Raw genomic sequence first — 21,573 nt, forward strand, 5'->3', positions numbered from 1 at the left:
ACCCCAGTCAGGGAAGGGTGGCGAGGTGCGGGTCGACGGTGTTGGCCCAGGCGTTGCCGTTGGTGACGTCCCAGTTGATCGACCAGGTCATCGCGCCACGGATGCCCGGGTACGTGGCCGGCGGCTTGAAGGTGCCGCAGTTGGTTCCCTTGGCCAGGCAGTCGAGGGCGTTGTTGACGACCGACGGGGCGACGTAACCGCCGCCGGCGGCCCGGGTGCTCGACGGCAGGCCGAGAGCGACCTGGTCGGGGCGCAGCCCGTTCTGGAGCGGGATGCAGGCGAGGGCGGTCAGGAAGTTCACCGTGCCCTGGCTGTACGCGGCGTTGTTGTCGCAGCCGAGCATCGAGCCGGAGTTGTAGTACTGGGTGAAGACGACGGTGAGGATGTCCTTGATGTCGAGCGCGAGCTTGAAGTACGAGGACTGCGGGTTCTGCATGTCGATGGTCTGCGGCGCCATCGTGATGATCAGGCCGCTACCCACCTTGGCCCGCAGGCTGCGCAGCGCGCTGGCCATGTAGGTCGGGTTGAGCCCGTTCTCCAGGTCGATGTCGACGCCGTCGAACCCGTACGTCTGGATCAGCCGGTGCACCGAGTCGGCGAAGGCGGTGGCCGCGGCGGCGCTGTTGACGGCGACCGAGCCCTTCTCGCCGCCGACCGAGATGATCACCTTCTTGCCGCGGGCGTGCAGGGTGGCGATGTCCGCCTTGAACTGGGCGTCGGTGTAGCCGCCGACCGCCGTGGCCAGGCCCGGGTCGAGGGTGAAGGTGACCGCGCCGGGGGTGGCGGTGGCGTCCGCGAAGGCGACCGCGATCAGGTCGTAGGTGGCGGGGACGGCGGCGAGCTTGAGCGGGGCGGCGCCGTTGTCGAAGTTCTGCCAGTACCCGGTGAGGAAGTGCTTCGGCAGCGAGCCGTCACCGGGTGGTTGCGTGGTCGGCGGGGTGGTGGGCGGAGTCGTCGTCGGCGGCGTGGTCGTGGGTGGCGTGGTCGTCGGCGGCGTGGTCGGGGTGGTGCCGCCCTCGCAGACGCCGCTGTCGGCCCAGACCGCCCACTGGCTGCTGCTGGTCGCCGGCGACTCGTTCTGCGTCCACCACTTGGCGGTGTAGTTGTGACCGTTCTGCGAGGCCACGTTGCCCTTCACGTACACGGCGGAGGCGCTCCAGGCGGGTGCGCACGCCGTCGCTGCCGACGCGCTGCCCGCGAAGTAGGTCGCCGTGCCACCGGCGCCCAACGCCATGACCGTGGCGAGAATGATCGATCTGGAGCGCTTCATCGGCGTCCTTCCCTGTACGTCCGTGGGGATGGGTAAATCTTTAGGACTGTTAACAGTGGAAGTAAAGATGTCGATCCTTAAACATCCTTAAATCGAGAAAAGACGATGCTGACGGCCCCCGCGCACGGCGCGCCGGCCGCCCCGTGCGGACCCGCCGCCCCGAAAGAGTTATCCGGGGTTCCGGAACCCGTCTCCATTGACCCCAGGCAGTCAATCTCTAAAGACTGTTTGGAGTGACGGTTCCCCTCTCCCCCGAGGACTCCCCATGCGGAAGTTACGTGCACTTCTCGGCGCGGCCACGGTCGCGCTCACCCTGGCCGGGGCCCTGACCGCGGCCTCCAGCGGCGACACCGCGGAGGCGGCGGTCGGGCCGGTCACCTGGTCCGACGAGTTCAACGGCGCGGCCGGCGCCACCGTCGACTCCTCGAAGTGGAACTTCGACGTCGGTGGCGGCGGGTTCGGCAACAACGAGCTGCAGTACTACACCAACTCCACGAACAACGTCCGCCAGGACGGCCAGGGCCACCTCGCGATCACCGCCCGCAAGGAGAACCCGGCCGGCTACCAGTGCTGGTACGGCTCGTGCCAGTACACCTCCGGCCGGATCCTGACGTCCGGCAAGTTCACCCAGAAGTACGGCCGGTTCGAGGCGAGCATCAAGGTGCCGAAGGGACAGGGCATCTGGCCGGCGTTCTGGATGCTCGGCGACAACCTCGGCAGCGTCGGCTGGCCCCAGTCCGGCGAGATCGACATCATGGAGAACGTCGGCAAGGAGCCGAACACGCTCTACGGCACCATCCACGGGCCGGGCTACTCCGGCGGCAGCGCGATCAGCGGCAACCGGGTGTTGTCGGCGCCGCTCGGGGACGCGTTCCACTCGTACGCCGTGGAATGGTCTCCGAATCTGATCGTCTGGTTCCTCGACGGCACCGAGTACTTCCGGGTCACCCCGGCCTCCCTCGGCGGCCGCCAGTGGGTCTTCGACCACCCGTTCTTCCTGATCCTGAACGTCGCCGTGGGCGGCAACTGGCCGGGCAGCCCGGACGCCTCCACCGCGTTCCCGCAGACCATGCTCGTCGACTGGGTCCGCGTCTCGGCCTGGAACGAGGGCACCACCCCGCCGCCGGCCACCGGCAACGCCCTGAAGAGCAACCTCAACGGCAAATGCATCGACATTCCCGGGGGTACGGCCACCGACGGCGCCCGCCTTCAGATGTACGACTGCAACGGCACCGCCGCCCAGAAGTGGACCTTCAACGGTGACGGAACGCTGCGGGCGCTCGGCAAGTGCATGGACCCGGCCGGCGGCGCGCTGACCAACGGCACCCCGATCCAGCTGGTCACCTGCAACGGCAACCCGGTGCAACGGTTCACCCTGTCCGCCGCCGGCGACCTGGTGAACGTCTCCGCCAACCGCTGCGTCGACATCAGCGGGTGGAACAGCGCCAACGGCGCCCAGCTCCAGCTCTGGGACTGCGGCGGCACCGCCAACCAGAAGTGGGCGCGCGCCTGACCCGCTACCGCATCCGCACCAGGTGATGCCCGGTGCCGGCGCCGCTGCGCGCAGCGGCGCCGGCACTCTTGACCCGCCACAACCGGACCGTGTCGTCGTCGCCGGCGGTGATCACCCGCTTGCCGTTCGGGCTGAACCGCAACGCCCAGACCGGCCCGTCGTGCCCGGTCAGCGGCAGTCCTTCGGGACTTCCCGTCGCCGCGTCCCACAGCCGGACGGTCCCGTCGTCGCTACCGGTGGCCAGCAGGTCGCCGTCCAGGCTGAAACGCATGGCACGCACCGGGCCGGTGTGCCCGGTCAGCGGCAGGGCGGCGGGCGTTCGGGTCGCCGTGTCCCACAGCCGTACGGTGTTGTCCGCACCGGAGGACGTGGCCAGCAGGTTCTTGCGGCCGAGACTGAACGTGAGGGCGTACACCGGCCCGGCTCCGGTGACGATCGGCTCGCCCGCGGGCTCGCCGGTGGCGGGATTCCACAGGCGTACGACATCGTTGCCGCCGGAGGCCGCCAGCAGCTTGCCGTCCGGGCTGAAGCTCATCGCGTACACCGGGCCGGGGTTCACGGTCAGCGCCCCGCCGATGGGCCGGCCGGTGGCCGCCGTCCAGAGCCGCACGGTGTCGTCGGTCCCCGCCGCCGCCAGACGTTTGCCGTCCCGGCTGAACACGACCGAACCCACGGGCCCGGAGTGGCCGGTCAGGGTGCGTACCGGGCGGCCGGTCGCCGCATCCCACACCCGTACCGTGCCGTCGTCGCCCGAGGTGGCCAGCAGATCATCGGTGGAGCTGAACGACACCGAGCGCACCGGCCCGGCATGCCCCGTCAGCGGCGCCCCGGACCGTCGCCCGGTGGCGGCGTCCCACAGCGAGACCCCGCCGTCGCCGGCGACCGCCAGCAGCTCGCCGTCCGAGCTGAACGCGACGGCGTGGACCGCTCCGGCACCGGCGGCGATCACCGGTCCACCCCGACGACCGGTCGCCGTGTTCCATTGCTTCACCGTCATGCCGCTCACGGTGGCGAAGACCTTGCCGTCCGGGCGCACGGCGATGTGCCCGTCCGCGCCCGGCACGACGCGCCGGCCCGGGGATCCGGCGGGTGCGGCGGCCGTCTCCGTGCCGGGATGGTGTGCGACGGGCGCGGATGCCGCGGCCGGCACCGCAGTGGCGATGACGGTGAGCACGAGCAGCCCGATCAGGGCCGCCGGCACGGTCGCATGGCTACGGTGAGTGTCTACATGATTCCGTTTGGTGGTCACGGTCGGACCGTAACGACCCTGGTCAGCAGATTTCCGGCCGTTCGCGACGGTTCATCCGGCCGGGTATCGTCCACAAACGAGCAGCCACCTCGCCGCGCCGCCGCACCCCCTTGCGGGCGACCCGCCCGGCCACCGAGCACGCCTTCCCGCGATGCCTCCGGCACCCAGGACGCGCGGAGGCATCTCGACGAGGCTCGCGACACATCGCGCTGAGGCTCATGACACCTCGCGACGATGCTCAGGACACATCGTGCCGGGGACTCACGACACCGAGCGCTGCCGCACCTGGGCGAGGGGCGCCAGCTGCACCGTCCAGGTCCGGGCCGTCCCCACGCTCGCCATGGCCCGGCAGAGCAGCTCACAACCCAGCTCCGGGCTGCCCTCCGCGAAACCCCGGTTGACCAGGGTGACCACTCGCGCGTGGTCGCCCTCTTCCAGGGCGCTCTCCAGCGCTGTCGTCAGGACCGCGGCCAGAGCGGCGTGGAAGCCGGCCGCCCCCTTCTCGCGGAAGGATTTGGCGGACGTCGGCGGGGTAGACATCAGGGTCACGTAACTCTCCGGGATTTCGGTGTCACTCGGGTCGTCGGCGGACTGATTCGCAACCCGCCTCTGCGCGCCCTGCGCACGGCAGTTCCGCAGCCGGTCCGGTGAATTCTACTCGCAGCGAATGAGAAAATCTTGCGTCACTTCGCGGCCGGTGGCGATCATCGAATTCTGTGCTACGGTTGCCCGGTTGCAGTTTTGATTTCCGTAGACGTTTTCGGCGCCTGTTGGGTTTCAGATGACCCGGCCAGGCGCTTTTCGTTTTTTCGTGTCGTTCCGACGCGGGTGATCAACGCGGCGGCGTGCGGGACCGCAGGTTGCGGCCCCCAACAGCCTGCGAAGGAGCAGACATGGCTACTGGCACCGTGAAGTGGTTCAACGGCGACAAGGGCTTCGGGTTCATCGCCCAGGACGGCGGCGGCGCCGACGTCTTCGCCCACTTCTCAGCGATCTCGGCGAGCGGCTTCCGCAGCCTGGACGAGAACCAGCGGGTGGAATTCGACATCACCCAGGGCCAGAAGGGCCCGCAGGCGGAGAACATCCGCCCGCTCTGATCGAGCATTCGCCGAACGGCGGCCCGACTGGTTCAGCGGGCCGCCGTTTCGGCATTTCCGCCTCCTGATTTCCGTGTTCGCACCGCCTATTCCGCCTCGGAACGGCGGGCGGCCGCCAGGAAGCGGTAGAGATCCGGGCGGTTAGAGTGAGCCATGGAGCGCAATAGTTCGGCCGCGACCGGCCACATCGGCCGGATCCCGCCGATGTATCGAGCGGTGATGGCGGCGTCGGGGCCGATCGTCCGCTGGTGGGGCCGCCTCGAAGTGACCGGCCTGGACCTTCTTCCCCCGCAGGGCGCGACGATCGTCGCGGCCAATCACGACAGTGCCTGGGACCCGGTGGTCATCGCGTTCGCCGCCCGGCGCCGCCGGCAGATCCAGGCCCTCGCGAAAGCGTCCCTCTGGAAGAATCCGCTGCTCCGCCGGGTCCTCAACGGGATGGGGCAGATTCCGGTCCGGCGCGGCCAAGCCGACATGGACGCGCTGGACGCCGCGGTGCAGTGCCTCTCCAACGGTGGCTGCCTCGGCATCTTCCCGGAGGGCAGCCGCGCACAGGGCCGGCAACTGCGCGCCCGCAGTGGCGTCGGCCGTCTCGCGCACGCTGTGCCGCAGGCCCGCATCATCTGCGCGGCGGTCTCCGGGACCGTGGACATCGCCCGTTTCCCGCGACGCCCGCACCTGAAGGTGACGTTCTTCGAACCCACCCCGCCACCGCCGTCGGAGACCGCACCCGACCTGGCCCGACGGCTGACCGCCGAACTGCGGGCCGTCGCCCCGGTGGCCTGATTCCCGGCAGGCCGGCCCACCCGATCCGGCTCGTCCCCACCTGATCCCAGGCAGGCGAGGCCACCCGATCCGGCTCGTCCCCGCGACGACGAGTTCGAGCTCGTCACCGTGGGGACGAGTCCAAGCGATGGCTCAGCAGCAGGCGAGTGCCCGTCGCGCTGGTGGTGATGTCCATGCTGGTGCACGCCTGGTGGATGATCCGCAGCCCGCATGAGCCCGGCCACGCGGGTCCGGGGCCGGGCACGGCGCCGGACGTCTCCGCTTCCGACATGCCGGGGCCGTGGTCACTGATCTCGGACCACAGGTGCCCGCCGCGGCGCCAGATCAGCAGCTGGCCGTAGCCGCCGCCGTGACGTACCGCGTTGACCACGGCCTCGTGCACCGCCAGCAGAAGCTGGTGGGTCTCGACATCCCGCAGGCCCTGGCCGCCGGCGATCGCACGTATCCGGTCCCGGACGTGGCCCAGATCCGCCGGTCCGAACCAGCAGGCCAGCAGCACTCCGTCCGCACCCGCGGGCAGGTCCGTGGACTCGACCGGGCCGTCTTCGGCCGCGCCGGCCGGCAGCGGATCGTGCCGGCCCCGCGCGAAGGCCCCCGCCAGGTTCAAGTCGTGGCTCTCCAGGGCGAGCAGTTCGGCGACCGCTGCCGTGAACGTCGTCGCGGCCAGGCGGTCGGCGCTGTTCAGCGGCCCGGGGATGGGCCGGTACAGGTCCACGGCCCCGTCATGGCGTATGCCGCCGGCGTCCAGGGGAAGCGCGAACACCGCCCGGGCCCCGGCGTCCAGCGCGGCGCGGGTGAACCAGGGCCACCGCTGCCGCCACGGCCCGGTCGCCAGATCGGCTGCCCACACCGGTTCCCGGTTCGCGGCCGCGTCCCGGCACGGGCCTTCGTTCAGGGTCAGCTGCGCGGACTCCAGCCGCGAGCTGGTCGTGTCGCTGAAGAACCGGACTCGGGGAACGGTCCCGACCGGGCCGGCCGACAGGCCCAGGCCCTCGATGCCGGACATCAACGTCGTGCCCGCCCGGCACAACGTGGTGACGTCCGGGCCGTAGGCGCTGACCAGGTCCCATATTCGGTCGTGATGCCCGTTGCCGCCCCCGGCGCTCTCGCTGGACGAAACGGTGCAGGAGGAACGGTATTCGTCGGTCATGGTCGGGTGCCTCGCGTCCTCATCGTCACCACCGCGACGAGTTAGGACCCGGCATCGACTATCCGGCGTCCCACCGAAAACAGGGAATCTTCGATCGCGCCTCGGAGCGGACCTGACTCCACCATACCTACGGGCCATATGCACAACCGTGCCTAAACGTGACAACCTTCCCACTCCTCACGGACGGGGGATGTGCCTCGGGAACTGGCACGGATCCGGAGCCAGGCGGTGGTGGGAGAGCCTGGTGGCCGCCGGGATCACTCTTCGGGCGTTTGCCGGACGCGGGAAGGGGGTAGGGAGTAAGACACTGCACCACAGTGGCTGTCCAGACTCCCGCAGCCTTCGTCATCGGTTCCGCTCACCCGTCGCATCGTGCCGGGGAGCGCCTTGCGAGGGAGTCACGCGATGAGCGTTCCCGATCCTCACCCTTTCGCTTCCGCGCGGCCCGCGCCTGACCTGCTCGTCCGGCTATCGTCATGACGTCGGCCGAGCGCACACGGACGGCGGGTAGTGACTTCGCCGCCCTGAACCGCCTGGTCGTAGCGGCCGGGCTCCTCGAACGACGGCCGGCCCACTACGCCGTACGGATGAGTGTGGTCCTCCTGATGTTCGTGGCCGCGTGGTCGGCCTTCTTCCTGATCGGCGCCTCGTGGTGGCAGCTCCTCGTCGCCGTGTTCCTGGGTGCCGTGTTCTCCCAGGTGGGCCTGCTGGCGCATGACGTGGCCCATCGGCAGGTCTTCCGCACCAGGACAAGCAGCGAACTGGTGGGCCGGCTGCTCGGCAACGTCGGAATCGGGATGAGTTACGGATGGTGGGTCGACAAGCACACCCGCCATCACAACAACCCCAATCACGACGACCTCGACCCGGACGTGCAGCCGGAACTGCTCATCTGGGCCACCGAATCGGCCGTGGGCAGGCGCGGGCTGAAAGGCTTCGTCAACCGTCACCAGGCCGGTCTGTTCTTCCCGTTGTTGACGCTGCTCAGCATCGATCTGCGGATCTCCAGCATCAAGGCCCTGCGGCGTCCCGGCATGAGGAGCCGCGGCCTGGAAGCCGGATCGATGGCCCTGCACCTGGTGGCGTACGTGACCGTTCTGCTCGTGGTGCTGACCCCGGTGCAGGCGCTCGGGTTCTTCGTCGTACATCAGGCGGTGTTCGGGGTGTACCTGGGAATGACGTTCGCGCCGAATCACAAGGGCATGCCGCACCCGGACGGTGACGAGGACTTCCTGCGCAAGCAGGTGCTGACCTCCCGCAACGTCGTCGGTGGCCGGCTGATCGATGCGGCGCTCGGCGGCCTCAACCACCAGATCGAACATCACCTGTTCCCCGCCATGCCCAGCCCGAACCTGCGCAAGGCCCGGCCGATCGTCAAGGCGTACTGCGCCCGGATGGGCGTGTCGTACGCGGAGACGACGCTTGTCGAGTCGTACCGGCAGACACTGCGCCACCTGCACGAGGTCGGTGCTCCGTTGCGCGCGGAACGCCGGGGAAATCGTGGATGACATGGCGACCGCGGTGTTACGGGTTCGGCTCATCGGCGGCGACCGGATGGACCTGACGTACGACAATCCCGACCTCGCCGACGGGGAGGAGCTGTCGAAGTACGTGATCACGACCTTGGCACGGGACTCCGGAGTCCTGCGTGCGCGGCACGGCGACCGCCTCGTCGTGCTCTACGGCCGGGGTGTCGCCGCGATCGAGTTCGCGCCCCGTGGCGCCGTTGTGTGACATCCGTACGCGCTGTGCGACAAGACCCTCTCTGCTGCGGCTACCGTAACGGTACGAACACTGCCGCAACCGGCGTTCGTACCGTCTCGCATTCGCTGCTCCAGACCCTGGCGGCGCTGCCGGCCTTCCGAGGAGCAGCGAATGGACCAGTACAGCGTCGACAGATCGCTTTCGGACCGGACCTGGGGCCTGATCGGCGCGCACGGACCGAACCTCACGGGGTTGTGCCGCGCGGGGGTGGCACTGATGCCGGGCTTCGCGGGCATCGGCTTGTCGGCCGGCCGTGACGATGCCACCGTCGTACAGACCCGGTTCAGCAGCGATGCGGGCAGCGCCAGCCTCGAAGCCGCCCAGGAGACGTTCGACGACGGCCCGTGCCGCGATGCCACCGTGAACCGCCGGCCGGTGTACGCCGCCGACCTGACCGACTCGTTGTGGCGCGAACGCTGGCCGCGGTTCACCCCTGCCGCCCTGGACGCCGGAGCGCGGTCGGTGTTCGCGCTGCCCCTGCACGCGGGCGGGGTGCGGCACGCCGGAGCCGTCGACATGTACCGGCGTACCCCCGGTGGTCTCTCCGGCGCCGACCTGGCGCTAGCGTCGGCGTTCGCCGCCGCCGCCGCCGAGATGGTCACTCTGGAACGGCTGGGGCTGGACTGGACCGCTGCCTTCGCGGACGCCCGCCTCGGCGGCGTGCCGGACGGCATGTCCCCCGCGTTGCCGCTGGCCCGCTGGTTCGACCGGTCCTCGAGGTCCCGGGTGCGTCTCCAGGTCCACGCGGTCAGCACCGGGTACGGCCCGCCCCACGGCGACCCGGCGCCGTTCGTGCTGGCAGTGCACGAGGCCATGGTCAACGCGGTGCAGCATGGCGGCGGTCGCGGGCAGCTGCTGCTCTGGAGCCGCAACGACCGCCTGTGGTGCGAGATCAGCGACCACGGGCCCGGCATCGGTACGACCCTGCGATCCGCTCGTACGCGGGCCGGCACCCGGCGGCGGAGGGTCAGCGGTCTCCACCTCATGCAGCGGGCCTGTCCCGGCATGGACCTCATCACCGACGTCACCGGCACCCGGGTAACGTTGTGCTACCAACCGTGACCGGTCCTGGACCAGACGTAGTCCAGGCATAGCGCGTCCGCAGGCACCCGACGGCCTCCGGCTCTGGAGGCCGGGCGCCGCGCCGAACTGTTCGAGGCCCGGGGGATGGTCATGATGCGGCTGGGTACCTCCGTCGGTGAAGCGCTCGTACGGATGCGGGCTCATGCCTGTGCCGAGGAACCGCCGTCTCGACGAGAACGACGCACGAGTGGCCGCACGGTTCGGGAACGATCGGAAGGCAGACATGAGCACCGTCTCGACTGAGCGGCTCGCCACGATCTTCGTGGAGGCCGCGGACACCCTGGTCGACGAGTTCGACCTTTTCGACTTTCTGCACATGCTGACCGAGCGGGCCTGCGGTCTGGTCGGGGCGGCAGCGGCCGGACTGGCGCTGGCCGACGAGCACGGCCGGCTGGGCTTCGTGGTCGGCTCCGACGACAACGTCCGCCTGATCGAACTGTTCCAGATCCAGAACGACCAGGGCCCGTGCCTGGAGGCGTTCCGTACCGGGCAGCCGGTCATCAACATCGACCTTCCGGCCGCGGCGGCGCGCTGGCCCCGCTTCGTGCCCCGGGCGACCGACGCCGGCTTCCGATCGGTGCACGCGTTTCCCCTGCGACTGCGATCCCAGGTGCTCGGGGCGTTGAACATCTTCGGCGACACCGTCGGCGGCGACTTCGCCGACACGGATGTGCCGATCATGCAGGCTCTCGCGGACGTCGCGACCATCGGCCTCATGCAGGAACGCGCGATCCGCCGCAGCGAGGCGCTGACCGAACAGCTTCAGGGCGCGCTGAACAGCCGGATCATCATCGAACAGGCCAAGGGCGCCATCGCCCAGATCAAGGAGGTCTCCGTCGACGACGCGTTCCTCCGGATCCGCGCCTACGCCCGCAACCACAACCTGCGGCTCACCGATGTCGCACGCCGGATCGTCACCGATCTGGCGAGCCTGCCCGGTCTGTGAGCCTCACCGGGCGGCACAGCGGAGCTCCCTCACCGGGCGGCGCAGCAGAGTGACCAGCTCCCGATGGGGCGGTCAGGCGGACAGCGTCGCCCAGACGACTTTGCCCCGATGGCTCGGCATGACGCCCCACCGATCGGCGATCGTGTCGACCAGCTTCAGCCCCCATCCCCGCGCCGGCGGTGACGACGGGTCCGCGTCCGGTACCGGCTGACTGACGCGCGGATAGCTGGCGTCGCAGTCCTGAACGACCACGTGCAGCGAATGGGCGCGCCGGAGCACGGTGACCACGAACGCGGTGCCGGCATGATCCACCACATTGGTGGCCAGCTCGGACGCGATCAGTGCCGCGCTGTGCCGCAGCTCGGGCAGCCGCCACATCCGGCACGCCTCCGCGACCAGCTCACGGGCCACCCGCACGGAGTCCGGCCCCGGCGTCAGCCGGGTCTGCACCCGATGTCCCCGCCTCAGCCGGCGCCCGGTCGCGATGCGCGCTTCCGATCTCGTGGCGAACAGCGACGGCGCCACTGCGGGCTGATGCCGTAACCGGTAGTCCAGCATCGACCGGGGCGGCGGGCAGAAGGCCAGATGCACCGGCAGCGGTCCGAGCCGAGCCGTTCTCTGTGCGGCCAGCCAGGACGGCAGGCTGACCCCGTGCAGATCACCGACCTCGTGCAGATCGACGATGATCGCCTCGACGGGGCCGGCCAAGCAGTCCCGCAGGAGGGCGGCGAACTGGTCACCGAGCTGCTGGGACCATCGGCCCCGCAGTGTCATCTCGACCACGGTGCCGCTCACGTCCGCGAGGACGTGCACGGACACGCCCCTGCCGTCGACACCCATCCTGACCAGGTGCGGGGACGGCAGCGGTGGTGACCCCTCGTGTCCCTTTGTGGCGGTCACCGGTCGCGAGTGGTACTCGTGAGCCGGCGGGCCGTTCGCGCCCCGACATGCTGCAAGATCAACTTAAAATCCACGGCCACCCCACGACACCCGATAGGAAGGGCGCTACCGAGGTCTGGAGCAGCGGGCGACGATGCGGCACCGTCGTTGGCCCTACGGTATACCCGGTCAGCCGTCGATCGCCCGCCTCGCCACAGGATCTCTCCATGATGCGCTGGCGGAAGGAGGCGACCGTCCCGTGGTCGCTGACCATGACGTGCCAGAGGCGGGACCGGCGGCGACTCAGGCGGTCATGTCGCGGCGACGAGCTGAACGCCGCTCAGTTCACCGGACATGCCCTGCAGCCGCTGGACCACCACCCGGCGCCGCAGGATCGGGAACTCGTCCAGTTCCTCGCGAGTGAGGTGCTCCAGGATGGCCCGGTGCAGGACCGCGAACCGCCGGGCGAAATCCGGATCGCCGGCACCGAGGTCGTCGAGGGTGCCCAACGACGACAGCAGCGCGGTCTCCTCCGCCAGACGCATCGTCGCGATGAGGCCGGCAGCGGCACCGAGATCACGGACAACCAGATGGATGATCGCTTGCTCACCTGATTCGTGCAGGTGAACGGCGTGGGACAGCACGGCGAACCGACGGCCCCTCAGCCGGTCACCGCTGCGCTCGACCGCCGAGCACAGCCGCCGGATCTCGTCGTGTTCCGCCAGCAGGACGTCGACCACATCAGAGAAGATCATCACGGTCGCCGGGACTGCTGATCGGAGAATCGAGGAAGGAACGGCATAGCGAAGATCCAGACTTCCGCCGGAGCCGGGTGAGACGCACCCGGAAACAGTCGCGTGCGAACGCATCCGGATCGCCGCGCCGCCGAGGAGCCGGTCATGCCGCGGAGGCCGGATACCAGGCCGTCAGGGTCCGGAACGGTATCCCGACCCTACTCCTCCCCGTGCCGTTCGGCGATCGCCCGCGCGGAGGGCGGGCCCGGCGGCCCGACAGGAGTACCGTCGAGTCCTACCTCGGCTGGTACGCCTCACAGCCCGCCGGGCTGGTCACCGTCATCAACGAGTTCGGGCGCGACCGGTTCGACCTGCTCGTCATTCCCCCGGACGCGAGCAGTGAGTCGGCGGACAGCACATCCGCTGCGGCCGCGGACGCCTCCGACCCTCGCCGTACTCCCGAGTTGCTCGACCAGATCGTGCAAGTCCGCTGACGGCCCGGCTCAGCCGGCCGGCTCCTCGAAGCCGGTGAGGCTGGGCAGATCGGTGACGACCAGGTACGCGACCTCGCCGAGGCGGCGATTGTTCCGGCGAGCGTAGGAGCGGATCATCCGGAACGCCGTGTCGACATCGACCTCGTACCGCTGCGCGATGGCGCCCTTGGCCTGTTCGATGACGATACGGCTGTTCAACGCGGACTGCAGTTGCTCGGTCAGCACCTCGGCGCGGCTGATGGTCCGCTCCTGCAACAGGCTGATCGCCGCGACGTCGGCCAGCGCCTGCACGATCCGCACGTCACCGTCGTCGAGGTCACCGGTGGTCCGGCTGAACAGGCCCATCGCGCCGATGATCTCGTCACGCAGCCGCAGCGGGAACGCGTGCACCGCCCGGAACCCGAAGTCCGTGGCAAATCGGGCGAAGTCCGGCCAAGCCGCGGCGGCCACCGGGGCGAACAGATCGGTGTTCACCACCGCGCGGCCGGTGCGGAACGCGTCGAGACACGGCCCGGCCTGCTGTTGCAACTGCAGCAGCTCGAGCAGCTTGGCGCTCTCGTCGGACGCCGCCATGAAGTGGAGGCGGCCTTTCGCGTCGACCAGCAGGATGCCGACGGTGGCGTCCGCGGTGAGCACCGCGACCCGGTCGGCGAGCATCTGGAGGAATTCGATCAGGTCGAACTCGGCGACGAGGGTGTCGGCGACCTCGACGAAGACCTTGGCGAGGCTCTCAGCGGATAGTGTCGTCATGGCTGCCTCCCGGCCTGGCGCATACGTTGTGCGGTTCACGACTGTGACGGATCGAAACGGAGGCGGCGGGCCACGACATCGGCCGCGACGTCGGACAGCGTGCGGTCCTCGGCGTAGGCATAGGCCCGCAGCCGGACCATCGCCTCGGCCAGGGAGACACCCAACTGCACCATGACCATGCCCTGCGCCTGGTAAAGCCGCGCACGATGCTCGACCGCCTCATCGAGATCACGGTCGGCATGGGGCTGATCCTGGCCATCGAGCAAGGCCGTCACCGCCAGGTCGGCGAACGTGATCGCCCGCCCCATCTGTTCTCGGGACAACTGCCCGGCATGGGTACGGAACACGTCGAGCACACCGAGCCGGACCGCACCGACCTGGAGCGGAAAGGCGAACACCGCCCGGATCCCCTCGCCGTGGACGGCCGGGCCGTAGACGGGCCACCGCCGCATGACCGAGTCGTCGAGGTCGGGGACGAGAACCGGTCGGCTGGCGGCGAAGGCGTCGATACACGGCCCCTCCCCGAGGGTGAGCTGCAGCTCTTCGATGCGCTCGGTGGCCGGATCAGACGCGGCGGCCATCCGGTGATCGCCGTCGCCGGACATCACGCTCACCCCCACACCGGTCGCCGACAGCGCCTCGGTCGCGTTCGTGCACACCTTCCGGAGCCGTCCCAGGGCACCGGCGCCTGCCGACGATGACGGTCCTCCGGGGACCGGCGCATCACCAACGACCTCGTCCACGCCGGCTCAATCGGGCCGCTGTGCGGCGGTCCGCGGCGCCTGCCGGGAGAACCCGTCACGAACTCTGCGATCACACACGGCCGCACCTCCCCGTCGACACTGCCGGGGTCTGGGGCAGCAGCAGAAACCCATGGATTCCCACGACTCTAGTCAACGGACGCCACCTCGGGATACCAGGACGCGGAGGAACATCCCTCCGTTCGCCGGCGCGTACAGTGGAGAAGACCGTCGGCCCCGCCGGCGTGCGTGGCCAGGCGACTGCTGGCGGCCACGCCTTTCACCGACCTGGGTGGACCTCGTCTCGCCCCGCGTCATCGGGCCGGACCCGCGCCTGCGTTGGTCCCGGACGACGGGCACACCGCATGAGAACACCGGTACGTCCGGTCGGGCGACGGATCACGAACGAAGCCCTCTACCGGGCCGTCGTCGCTGCCCGGCAGGCGCCCTCGGCGCACGACGCCCAGCCGTGGCGATGGCAGGTGACCAACGGCGTCCTGGACCTGTTCCTGCACCCCGAGCCATCGGCCGGCCTTCCCGGCCCCGAGGACCGGCTCGCCACGATCGGCTGCGGCGCCGCGTTGCACCACGCCCGCCTGACCCTGGCCGCGCTCGGCTGGCGGGTGACCACCACCCGCCTGCCCGACCCCGGCGAACCGACCCATCTCGCGCGCCTGCACATCGACGGCCCGGCCCCGGTCAGCTCCGGCACCGCCGGCCTGGCGCGCATCATCGAGCTGCGGCACACCGACCGCCGCCCCGTCACCGGCAGCCCCATCCCACCCGGGCACCTGAGCGCCATCCGGGCCGCCTTCGAGTCCCAGCACGTCCGGCTCGCCGTGTTACGACCGGACCAGATCCTGGGTCTGGCCGTGGCCACCGCCGACGACGGCGGCCTGGAACCGGCCGGCGAACAGTGGCGGTCGGAGCTGGCCCGGTGGGCCGGCGGCGACCGCATCGTCGGTGCACGCCGTCGCCTGCGCCTTCCCCTCGCCCACGACGGACACGACCGGGCCGCGACGTTCGCGGTGCTGCACGGTCCGGGCGATCAGAGCCTGGACTGGCTTCATGCCGGTGAGGCACTCTCCGCCGGCTCGCTGGCCGCCGCGGAACTCGGAGCGTCGACCCTGCCCTTTAGCGCACCGATCGAGCACCACCGCGCCCGCGACATCCTGCGGGATGCGTTGCCCGACCTCGGCCATCCGTACCTGATGATGCGTCTGGGCCACCACGCCACCGAGGCGGTTCGGCCACTGGACCGGGAGACGACGACGGCGTCTCCGTCCCGCCCCGGGCCGCTGTGACCTCCCGACCCCTGATGGCCCTCACGGGTCGTCGCCGTACCGTTGCGGTATGGATGGGCGGGCGATCAGATGAGTGGCTCAGGTACGACACCGGGTTCGTCACCTGATCCTTCGTGGGGGCCGCTGGCCGACGATCTGGTGGCGCTGGCGCAGACCGCGGACGACGACGCCATCGTGGACGTGTTGCTCGCCCGGATCACGGCGCGAGCGGCCGAGGTGGTGGCCGGTGTCGACTACGCGTCGATCACCGCGTGGCGGGGTGCCGGTTACACGACGGTGGCGACCAGCGACGACCTGGCCCGGGCGGTGGACGATGCCCAGCATGCCGAGGCGGCCGGGCCGTGTGTGCAGGCCGAGCAGACGGCCACGCCGGTGACGGTGCCCGATATCGCGGCCATGACGATGTCGTGGCCGGGCTTCCACAAGGAGGCGGCCCGGCTGGGGTTGCAGGCGTCGGTGTCCGTGCCGTTGTTCGCCGGCGGCGGTGGCCCCGTCGGAGTGCTGAACCTGTACACCCGGCAGGCCGCGGAGCTGGACACGCTGAGCGCCGGGGTGCGTCACGTCTTCGCCGTGGAGCGGGCACCGGCACGGGACTTCGCCGCCGATGGGGACGCCGGCACCCGGCAGTTGCTCCACGGGCTCGGGTGGGCGTTGCGGCTGCGGGTGGCCATTCAGCAGGCGGTCGGGATGCTGATGGCCGATACCGGCTGCGGTGCCGCGGACGGCGATCGCATGTTGCGGGACCGGGCCGCGACGGCCCGGGTGTCGCCGGCGGCGGCCGCGCTGCGGGTGATCGACGAGATGGAGCCCGGCAGCGGTCCGGGCGTACGGGTGACGATGGTTCGCCTGGGCGGCGACGTGCTGTGGGCGGCGGTCAGCGGCGAGCTGGCACGACCGTTGGACACCGCGGCGGCCGGGCAGTTGACCATGGTGCTCGACGAGCCGGTCTCGGTGGTGGAGCTCGACCTGTCCGGTCTGCGGTTCTGTGATGCCGCCGGGTTACGGCTCCTGCTCGACCTGCGGGAACGGGCCATCGCGGCCGGCCGAGGGCTGCGCCTGGCCGCCGTGTCGGTGGCGGTGCGCACCCTGCTGTCGCTCACCGAGACGGCGGCTGAGTTCGGTCATCCCCCGGCGTCCGAGTCGGCGGCCGACGGCGAACCGGTGGATTGAACGGGCAGCGGCTGGTGCAGCAGCAGCCGCGTACCGCCCGTGGTGCTGGTGATCAGCATGTCCGGGCAGATCCGCCGGATCAGCCACAGACCGGTCTGCTGGTGATGGATGTGGGGCATGCCGGCCGGGATCTCGAAACCGGCGGGCAGGCCGGGACCGTCGTCGCTGATCTCGCACCACAGGCTGCCGTCGTGGCGCCACAGCCACAACCGGCCGCCCCGGGCGTGTTCCTGAGCGTTCGTGGCGGCCTCGTGGATGGCGAGCAGGAAACTGTCCAGCGTCGTGCCCGACAGTCCCGTGCCGCTCAGCCATTGCCGCACCAGGTCGCGGAGCGGCGCAAGCGACGATGCCATGGTGATGGGCTGCACCAGCAGGGCCGACGCGGGACCGGTATTCCGGTGCTGGGTCGGCAGGTTGCGGACCAGTTCGGTGGCGGTGGCCGCCAGGTTCCGGTCGGTGCGCATGGCGTGCCGGCGCAACTCCTGAAGGGCGGCGGCGGTGTTCATGTCGAGCAGTTCGGCCAGGATGCCGCGGGCGCGTTCGACGGCCACCCGGCCGATGAGGATCTGCTGCGACCGGGCGGCCAGCACCCTGCGGTAACCCGTGTCGCGCTTGACCAGCAGGCCGACGGTGGCCAGGTTCGCCAGCGCCTGCGCCAGACGCAACTGTTCGTCAGAGAACGGTCCGGGGCGGTGCCGCAGCACGCTGAACGTGCCGATGATCTCGCCGTGTATCCGCATCGGCACGGCCGTGACGGACCGGAACCCGGCGGCGCCGGCCTGGACGGCGAACCCGGGCCATCGCGGGTCCGGATCCTCGAGATCGGGGTCGACCAGCGACTGCCCGGTGGCGAAACTCCAGTGCGACGGCGCGGACACCGTCTCGAACAGCTTCGCCTGCGGGGTGTACTGAGGGGCCACCGCCAGCAGCCGCAGCACGCCGCGCGCGTCGGCCAGCATGATCCCGGCGGCCTGTGCCGACAGCAGCTGCATGCCCCGCTCGCTCACCCAGTGCAGCAGAGCATCGGTATCCAGGTCGGCGACCAACGTGTCGGACACCTCGGCCAGTAGATCCATCATCGCCGGATCGTCAGCTGCGCTCACCGGAACTCACCTGCCCTGTCCCTTCATCGTCCAGGTCGTTGAATCGCAGCCGCCGCGCCAGCACATCGGCGGCCACGTCGTCGAGTTCACGGCCGGTCGCGTACGCGTGGGCACGCAGCCGCGCCAGCGCGTCCTCGACCGAAACGCCGAGCTGCACACTGACCATCCCGGTCGCCTGGTGCACTGCCGCACGTGGCAGCAGGTACTCGCCGCGGCCGTCGGCGAACAGCGCCTCGTCGTCGCCGTCGGTCATCGTTTCGGCGAGCAGTAGTTCGGTGACCGCGTCCGCCATGATCAGCGCGTCCGTCATCGTCTGCTCGGTCAGTCCGCCCGCGGTGTCGCGGTACAGGTCCAGCACCCCGATCCGCGCGCCGTCCACACGCAGCGGCAGCGCGAACACCGCCCGGGCGCCCGCCAGCACCGCCGCCGGCGCGAACGCCGGCCACTGCCGCTGCCACACCGCCGCCCGCAGATCCTCGGCCAGCACCGGCATGGTCCCGGCGTACGCGTCGCGGCACGGCCCCTCACCGAGCAGGAACTGCAACTGCTCCACCCGGGCACTGACCGCGTCGCTGGCGTAACGCACTTCAGAAGTGTCCGGCGTCATCACCGTCACGCCCCCGCCACCGACCCCAGCGAGAGCGGGCAGGTAGGCGTCACAGAGGCCGTCCACGTCCGGGCCGTACATGGCCATCAGTTGCCGCACCCGGCCTCGGTGCTCGGTGTCATCCACATCGATCACGGTCGGTCCCGGCCAAGCGCGAGCAACGGTCCATCACGAGATGACCCTCCGACCCTGCCCCGAGGCGTTCCGCCCGCTTTCGGGCCCAGCGCCGGAGACTGCTGGTACCCCACCGAGCGCACCACTGGATCCGGCAGATACCCCATGAGCCTACGCCGACGGTGAGCAGGCGACCTTCTCGGGCGTTGCCGGGCTGCCCGCGGAACCTGCTCGCGGATCGGCTCCGCAAACGGTTGGTCAGTCGGGTCGGTAGACGCCGGTGTCACCGGACACCGCGCCCACGTCGTAGCCGCTGCGGTCGGCGGAGCCGCGTTCGTCGGTGGTCTCCGGTTCCGCGCTGCCGGTCGTCAGGGAAGCGCCCGGCTCGCGCAGCGACGCCTCGTACGCCGGTGTGCCGTCCGGTTCGTCTGTCGGGTGCCGGTCGGCACGCCGTCGGTCATCGGTCATGAGGCGCGACTTCCCCGGAGCCCGTCAGGTAAACGGCAACGGTCACCACCAACGGCCGACGCCAGTGGGACCGATTGTTTGCGGTCGATGTACGGGGGTAGCCGTGCTCGACCCTTCGAGCACCGCACCAGTGGCGGCGATTCCGCAGGAACCCGAGAAGAGGCAGCCATGGAACCCATCGGCGATCCCGACGACGACACCGGCGACTTCGCCGAGGAACACCGGCTCACCGAAGTGACCGAGGCGGAGGCCGACGACGAGCCGGAAAGCCCTGATCGCTGGACGGGCGGCCTGAATCGGGAGGGGCCGCCCTGACCCAAAGGTCCCTCGTTACCGCCGATCCCGGCGGGAAGCCGGTGAACCCCCCTCGTGAAAGGACGTCACATGAGCACCTACGACAACGCCGGCGACACGGCGCGCAGCCCGGTCCGTACCGCCGCCCTGATCGTCGCCGCCACCTTCCTGCTCGTCGGGGTGGCAGGCTTCATCCCGGGGATCACCACCGATTACGGCGACATGACGTTCGCCGGCCACCACTCCGACGCGCACCTGCTCGGCATCTTCCAGGTGTCGATCCTGCACAACATCGTCCACCTGCTGTTCGGGGTGGCCGGCCTGGCCCTGGCCCGCAGCGTTCCCGGCGCCCGCGCCTATCTGGTCGGCGGCGGGGCCGTCTACCTGCTGCTGTGGGTGTACGGCCTGGTCGTCGGCGAGAACTCCGCCGCCAACTTCGTGCCCGTCAACAACGCCGACGACTGGCTCCACCTCGGTCTGGGGCTGGGGATGCTGGCGCTCGGGCTGCTGCTCACACGCCGGCGCACCACTCGGCACTGACCACATCACGGCGATGACCTCGAACGTCGATCCGGCACGGACGGCCGCACCACACGCCGGGCAGGTGATGTGCGCCGACAGCGTCGGCCACACCCTGCTCACCATGGCGGTACCACCAGAGCAGCGTCGGGGTGACGCCGTCTCCCGCGTGCCGGCGCTGGGCCGGCATGCGTCGGACCGGGCCACCGGGATCCCGCTCAGTTCACGAACTTGCCCGCGGCCCGGCCGACCGCTGCGGAACTCTTTCGAGATGACCGCATCCATCCGGCGGAGTCCGATCGAAGTACAGGTGGTGGCTGTCGGAGCCACCATCCCGTACCGATCGGAAAGAGGCTCGAAGATGAGGTTCACCCGTCTCGGCAAGCAGGCCGCCGCTGTAGCCACCGCCGCGATCGTCGCCTCCGCCCTGGGCGCCGCCCCCGCCCAGGCCACCGGCAAGAAGCCCCTCAAGACCAAGTCGCTGGCCGCGGTCCTGACCACGGACAAGCGCGGCTTCGACCACAACGGCCACGACTACGACATCCTCACCGCGGCCGTGCAGGCGGTGCTGAAGGCCAAGCCGGGCAGCAAGGTCGCCGTGCTCGCCGACGGCAAGACCGCCCTGACCGTCTTCCTGCCCAACGACCGGGCCTTCCAGTTGCTCGTCCAGGACATCACCAAGTCCAGGAAGCTGCCGGGCGAGAAGGCGTCGTTCACCGCGGTCGCCGGCCTCGGCATCAACACCGTCGAGTCGGTGCTGCTCTACCACGTCGTGCCGGGCGCCACGATCACCAAGGCGGCCGCGCTGAAGTCCGACAACGCCAACCTGGCGACCGCGGCCGGCTCCAAGATCAAGGTCGATGTGTACGGGCCGCGCTGGCACCGGCAGATCGCCCTGATCGACGCGGACCGCAGCGACCGCAACCCGCGCGTCAACCGGGCCGACATCAACAAGGGCAACCGTCAGATCGCGCACGGCATCGACCGGGTCCTGCGCCCGATCGATCTCCCCTGATCCCAGTCCTCAGCACGGCCCGGGCGTGCGGCGCAGCTCTCGCCCGGGCCGTCCCCTTTCCGAAAGGCCCTCGGCCGCGGCCGGAGAGGGGTACGACAAACGGTCCCTCTCGTGATCGAGAAGGACCGTCGGGCGATGGAGGTCAGGCCGCGTTCGCGTGCCGTCGACCCTGGTAGGCCTGGTTGAGCTGGAGAGCGTCCTCGAGTTGGTCCTCGAGGATGATGATCCGGCAGGCTGCTTCCAGAGGAATGCCGCGGTCCACCATCTCCCGCGCCCGTACCGCCAGGCGCAGCTGATAGCGGGAGTAACGGCGATGCCCGCCGGCGGACCGGAACGGGGTGATCAGTTTCGCCTCGTCGAGGCGGCGCAGGAAGTGGGGCGAGGCGCCGGTGATCTCCGCGGCGCGGCCCATCGTGTAAGCGGGGAAATCCTCATCGTCGAACATGTCATCCGGTTGGGCCATACAGGTACCTCCATGACGAGGGCCCCGGCGCGAAAGCGCCGGGGCCCAGGGTTACGGGTTC

Annotated in this window: 25 protein-coding genes; 13 read left to right on the plus strand and 12 right to left on the minus strand. The window is 70.1% G+C overall.

Features of this window, described 5'->3' with window-relative positions:
- Window positions 1-7: 7 nt before the first annotated feature.
- Window positions 8-1,270: a chitinase gene (locus tag Aut01nite_RS13115; RefSeq protein ID WP_043532975.1), complete on the minus strand. Its 1,263-nt coding sequence runs from the start codon at window positions 1,268-1,270 to the stop codon at window positions 8-10.
- Window positions 1,271-1,535: 265 nt separating this feature from the next.
- Between Aut01nite_RS13115 and Aut01nite_RS13120 the strand changes: the two genes are divergently transcribed.
- Window positions 1,536-2,783, plus strand: a complete 1,248-nt coding sequence (locus Aut01nite_RS13120) for a glycoside hydrolase family 16 protein (protein ID WP_043532974.1) — start codon at window positions 1,536-1,538, stop codon at window positions 2,781-2,783.
- Between the two features lie 4 nt (window positions 2,784-2,787).
- Here the strand turns inward: Aut01nite_RS13120 and Aut01nite_RS13125 are convergent, their stop codons facing one another.
- Both Aut01nite_RS13125 and Aut01nite_RS13130 read right to left on the minus strand, forming a co-directional pair.
- Window positions 2,788-3,984 carry a WD40 repeat domain-containing protein gene (locus tag Aut01nite_RS13125; protein ID WP_063958889.1) on the minus strand — a complete coding sequence of 399 codons (1,197 nt, stop codon included), beginning with the start codon at window positions 3,982-3,984 and terminating at the stop codon, window positions 2,788-2,790.
- A gap of 309 nt (window positions 3,985-4,293) precedes the next feature.
- On the minus strand, window positions 4,294-4,581 hold the full coding sequence (locus tag Aut01nite_RS13130; protein ID WP_043532973.1) for a hypothetical protein: 288 nt from the start codon (window positions 4,579-4,581) through the stop codon (window positions 4,294-4,296).
- A gap of 344 nt (window positions 4,582-4,925) precedes the next feature.
- Between Aut01nite_RS13130 and Aut01nite_RS13135 the strand changes: the two genes are divergently transcribed.
- Window positions 4,926-5,129, plus strand: coding sequence for a cold-shock protein (locus Aut01nite_RS13135; protein WP_043532972.1), 204 nt, complete (start codon window positions 4,926-4,928; stop codon window positions 5,127-5,129).
- Between the two features lie 153 nt (window positions 5,130-5,282).
- Complete coding sequence (locus tag Aut01nite_RS13140) at window positions 5,283-5,915, plus strand: lysophospholipid acyltransferase family protein (protein WP_052164572.1); 633 nt, start codon at window positions 5,283-5,285, stop codon at window positions 5,913-5,915.
- 103 nt (window positions 5,916-6,018) lie between these two features.
- Here Aut01nite_RS13140 and Aut01nite_RS13145 read toward each other — a convergent pair whose 3' ends face one another.
- Window positions 6,019-7,065 carry an ATP-binding protein gene (locus Aut01nite_RS13145; RefSeq protein WP_052164571.1) on the minus strand — a complete coding sequence of 349 codons (1,047 nt, stop codon included), beginning with the start codon at window positions 7,063-7,065 and terminating at the stop codon, window positions 6,019-6,021.
- A 476-nt stretch (window positions 7,066-7,541) separates the two neighbouring features.
- On the opposite strand from Aut01nite_RS13145, the gene Aut01nite_RS13150 reads away from it, so the two are divergent.
- From Aut01nite_RS13150 to Aut01nite_RS13165, 4 genes are all read left to right on the plus strand, one after another.
- The gene (locus Aut01nite_RS13150) at window positions 7,542-8,573 is read left to right on the plus strand and encodes a fatty acid desaturase family protein (RefSeq protein WP_043532971.1); all 1,032 of its coding nucleotides are present in this window, start codon (window positions 7,542-7,544) and stop codon (window positions 8,571-8,573) included.
- A gap of 1 nt (window position 8,574) precedes the next feature.
- A complete protein-coding gene (locus Aut01nite_RS13155) occupies window positions 8,575-8,799 on the plus strand; it encodes a hypothetical protein (RefSeq protein ID WP_043532970.1) in 225 nt (74 codons plus the stop codon).
- Between the two features lie 246 nt (window positions 8,800-9,045).
- A complete protein-coding gene (locus Aut01nite_RS13160) occupies window positions 9,046-9,891 on the plus strand; it encodes a GAF domain-containing protein (protein ID WP_161790757.1) in 846 nt (281 codons plus the stop codon).
- A 244-nt stretch (window positions 9,892-10,135) separates the two neighbouring features.
- Complete coding sequence (locus Aut01nite_RS13165; RefSeq protein WP_043532969.1) at window positions 10,136-10,858, plus strand: GAF and ANTAR domain-containing protein; 723 nt, start codon at window positions 10,136-10,138, stop codon at window positions 10,856-10,858.
- Window positions 10,859-10,930: 72 nt separating this feature from the next.
- On the opposite strand, the gene Aut01nite_RS13170 is transcribed toward Aut01nite_RS13165, so the two are convergent.
- Together Aut01nite_RS13170 and Aut01nite_RS13175 are read right to left on the minus strand one after the other, a co-directional pair.
- Window positions 10,931-11,758 (minus strand): ATP-binding protein, encoded by an 828-nt coding sequence (locus Aut01nite_RS13170; RefSeq protein ID WP_152629111.1) that lies wholly within the window; start codon window positions 11,756-11,758, stop codon window positions 10,931-10,933.
- Between the two features lie 290 nt (window positions 11,759-12,048).
- Complete coding sequence (locus tag Aut01nite_RS13175; protein WP_043532968.1) at window positions 12,049-12,492, minus strand: hemerythrin domain-containing protein; 444 nt, start codon at window positions 12,490-12,492, stop codon at window positions 12,049-12,051.
- Window positions 12,493-12,701: 209 nt separating this feature from the next.
- Between Aut01nite_RS13175 and Aut01nite_RS13180 the strand changes: the two genes are divergently transcribed.
- A complete protein-coding gene (locus Aut01nite_RS13180) occupies window positions 12,702-12,965 on the plus strand; it encodes a DUF5994 family protein (RefSeq protein WP_043532967.1) in 264 nt (87 codons plus the stop codon).
- Window positions 12,966-12,974: 9 nt separating this feature from the next.
- Here Aut01nite_RS13180 and Aut01nite_RS13185 read toward each other — a convergent pair whose 3' ends face one another.
- Both Aut01nite_RS13185 and Aut01nite_RS13190 read right to left on the minus strand, forming a co-directional pair.
- A complete protein-coding gene (locus tag Aut01nite_RS13185) occupies window positions 12,975-13,715 on the minus strand; it encodes a GAF and ANTAR domain-containing protein (RefSeq protein WP_043532966.1) in 741 nt (246 codons plus the stop codon).
- 35 nt (window positions 13,716-13,750) lie between these two features.
- Window positions 13,751-14,458: a GAF and ANTAR domain-containing protein gene (locus tag Aut01nite_RS13190; RefSeq protein WP_307837502.1), complete on the minus strand. Its 708-nt coding sequence runs from the start codon at window positions 14,456-14,458 to the stop codon at window positions 13,751-13,753.
- Between the two features lie 362 nt (window positions 14,459-14,820).
- On the opposite strand from Aut01nite_RS13190, the gene Aut01nite_RS13195 reads away from it, so the two are divergent.
- Window positions 14,821-15,759, plus strand: a complete 939-nt coding sequence (locus Aut01nite_RS13195) for a nitroreductase family protein (RefSeq protein ID WP_052164567.1) — start codon at window positions 14,821-14,823, stop codon at window positions 15,757-15,759.
- A gap of 69 nt (window positions 15,760-15,828) precedes the next feature.
- A complete protein-coding gene (locus Aut01nite_RS13200; RefSeq protein WP_084000052.1) occupies window positions 15,829-16,929 on the plus strand; it encodes a GAF domain-containing protein in 1,101 nt (366 codons plus the stop codon).
- On the opposite strand, the gene Aut01nite_RS13205 is transcribed toward Aut01nite_RS13200, so the two are convergent.
- The 3 genes from Aut01nite_RS13205 to Aut01nite_RS13215 all read right to left on the minus strand — a co-directional run bounded on the left by Aut01nite_RS13205 (window position 16,881) and on the right by Aut01nite_RS13215 (window position 19,221).
- Complete coding sequence (locus Aut01nite_RS13205) at window positions 16,881-18,032, minus strand: GAF domain-containing protein (RefSeq protein WP_152629109.1); 1,152 nt, start codon at window positions 18,030-18,032, stop codon at window positions 16,881-16,883. The two genes, Aut01nite_RS13200 and Aut01nite_RS13205, sit on opposite strands and share 49 nt — an antisense overlap.
- Window positions 18,019-18,774, minus strand: coding sequence for a GAF and ANTAR domain-containing protein (locus tag Aut01nite_RS13210; protein ID WP_152629108.1), 756 nt, complete (start codon window positions 18,772-18,774; stop codon window positions 18,019-18,021). The genes Aut01nite_RS13205 and Aut01nite_RS13210 overlap by 14 nt, the downstream gene beginning before the upstream one ends.
- A 237-nt stretch (window positions 18,775-19,011) precedes the next feature.
- A complete protein-coding gene (locus tag Aut01nite_RS13215) occupies window positions 19,012-19,221 on the minus strand; it encodes a hypothetical protein (RefSeq protein ID WP_043532964.1) in 210 nt (69 codons plus the stop codon).
- Window positions 19,222-19,389: 168 nt separating this feature from the next.
- Here Aut01nite_RS13215 and Aut01nite_RS13220 point away from each other — a divergent pair, with 168 nt between their 5' ends.
- The 3 genes from Aut01nite_RS13220 (at window position 19,390) to Aut01nite_RS13230 (ending at window position 21,049) form a co-directional block, all read left to right on the plus strand.
- A complete protein-coding gene (locus Aut01nite_RS13220; RefSeq protein WP_161790756.1) occupies window positions 19,390-19,536 on the plus strand; it encodes a hypothetical protein in 147 nt (48 codons plus the stop codon).
- A gap of 69 nt (window positions 19,537-19,605) precedes the next feature.
- Entirely contained in the window at window positions 19,606-20,055 is a 450-nt protein-coding gene (locus Aut01nite_RS13225) for a DUF4383 domain-containing protein (protein ID WP_043532963.1), read from the plus strand.
- A 340-nt stretch (window positions 20,056-20,395) separates the two neighbouring features.
- Window positions 20,396-21,049: a fasciclin domain-containing protein gene (locus Aut01nite_RS13230; RefSeq protein ID WP_052164624.1), complete on the plus strand. Its 654-nt coding sequence runs from the start codon at window positions 20,396-20,398 to the stop codon at window positions 21,047-21,049.
- 142 nt (window positions 21,050-21,191) lie between these two features.
- Here the strand turns inward: Aut01nite_RS13230 and Aut01nite_RS13235 are convergent, their stop codons facing one another.
- On the minus strand, window positions 21,192-21,512 hold the full coding sequence (locus Aut01nite_RS13235; protein ID WP_043532962.1) for a helix-turn-helix domain-containing protein: 321 nt from the start codon (window positions 21,510-21,512) through the stop codon (window positions 21,192-21,194).
- Between the last annotated feature and the right edge of the window lie 61 nt (window positions 21,513-21,573).

It is taken from the genome of Actinoplanes utahensis (genome assembly GCF_016862455.1).
Lineage (GTDB): Bacteria > Actinomycetota > Actinomycetes > Mycobacteriales > Micromonosporaceae > Actinoplanes > Actinoplanes utahensis.

Bases quoted from the DNA above. Each gene is read 5' to 3' on its own strand.
- Aut01nite_RS13215 (WP_043532964.1), bottom strand. From the start codon at position 19,221: ATGACCGATGACCGACGGCGTGCCGACCGGCACCCGACAGACGAACCG.
- Aut01nite_RS13230 (WP_052164624.1), top strand. From the start codon at position 20,396: ATGAGGTTCACCCGTCTCGGCAAGCAGGCCGCCGCTGTAGCCACCGCC.
- Aut01nite_RS13185 (WP_043532966.1), bottom strand. From the start codon at position 13,715: ATGACGACACTATCCGCTGAGAGCCTCGCCAAGGTCTTCGTCGAGGTC.
- Aut01nite_RS13200 (WP_084000052.1), top strand. From the start codon at position 15,829: ATGAGTGGCTCAGGTACGACACCGGGTTCGTCACCTGATCCTTCGTGG.
- Aut01nite_RS13160 (WP_161790757.1), top strand. From the start codon at position 9,046: ATGCCGGGCTTCGCGGGCATCGGCTTGTCGGCCGGCCGTGACGATGCC.
- Aut01nite_RS13145 (WP_052164571.1), bottom strand. From the start codon at position 7,065: ATGACCGACGAATACCGTTCCTCCTGCACCGTTTCGTCCAGCGAGAGC.
- Aut01nite_RS13115 (WP_043532975.1), bottom strand. From the start codon at position 1,270: ATGAAGCGCTCCAGATCGATCATTCTCGCCACGGTCATGGCGTTGGGC.
- Aut01nite_RS13225 (WP_043532963.1), top strand. From the start codon at position 19,606: ATGAGCACCTACGACAACGCCGGCGACACGGCGCGCAGCCCGGTCCGT.
- Aut01nite_RS13220 (WP_161790756.1), top strand. From the start codon at position 19,390: ATGGAACCCATCGGCGATCCCGACGACGACACCGGCGACTTCGCCGAG.
- Aut01nite_RS13150 (WP_043532971.1), top strand. From the start codon at position 7,542: ATGACGTCGGCCGAGCGCACACGGACGGCGGGTAGTGACTTCGCCGCC.
- Aut01nite_RS13155 (WP_043532970.1), top strand. From the start codon at position 8,575: ATGGCGACCGCGGTGTTACGGGTTCGGCTCATCGGCGGCGACCGGATG.
- Aut01nite_RS13135 (WP_043532972.1), top strand. From the start codon at position 4,926: ATGGCTACTGGCACCGTGAAGTGGTTCAACGGCGACAAGGGCTTCGGG.
- Aut01nite_RS13175 (WP_043532968.1), bottom strand. From the start codon at position 12,492: ATGATCTTCTCTGATGTGGTCGACGTCCTGCTGGCGGAACACGACGAG.
- Aut01nite_RS13235 (WP_043532962.1), bottom strand. From the start codon at position 21,512: ATGGCCCAACCGGATGACATGTTCGACGATGAGGATTTCCCCGCTTAC.
- Aut01nite_RS13140 (WP_052164572.1), top strand. From the start codon at position 5,283: ATGGAGCGCAATAGTTCGGCCGCGACCGGCCACATCGGCCGGATCCCG.
- Aut01nite_RS13165 (WP_043532969.1), top strand. From the start codon at position 10,136: ATGAGCACCGTCTCGACTGAGCGGCTCGCCACGATCTTCGTGGAGGCC.
- Aut01nite_RS13195 (WP_052164567.1), top strand. From the start codon at position 14,821: ATGAGAACACCGGTACGTCCGGTCGGGCGACGGATCACGAACGAAGCC.
- Aut01nite_RS13120 (WP_043532974.1), top strand. From the start codon at position 1,536: ATGCGGAAGTTACGTGCACTTCTCGGCGCGGCCACGGTCGCGCTCACC.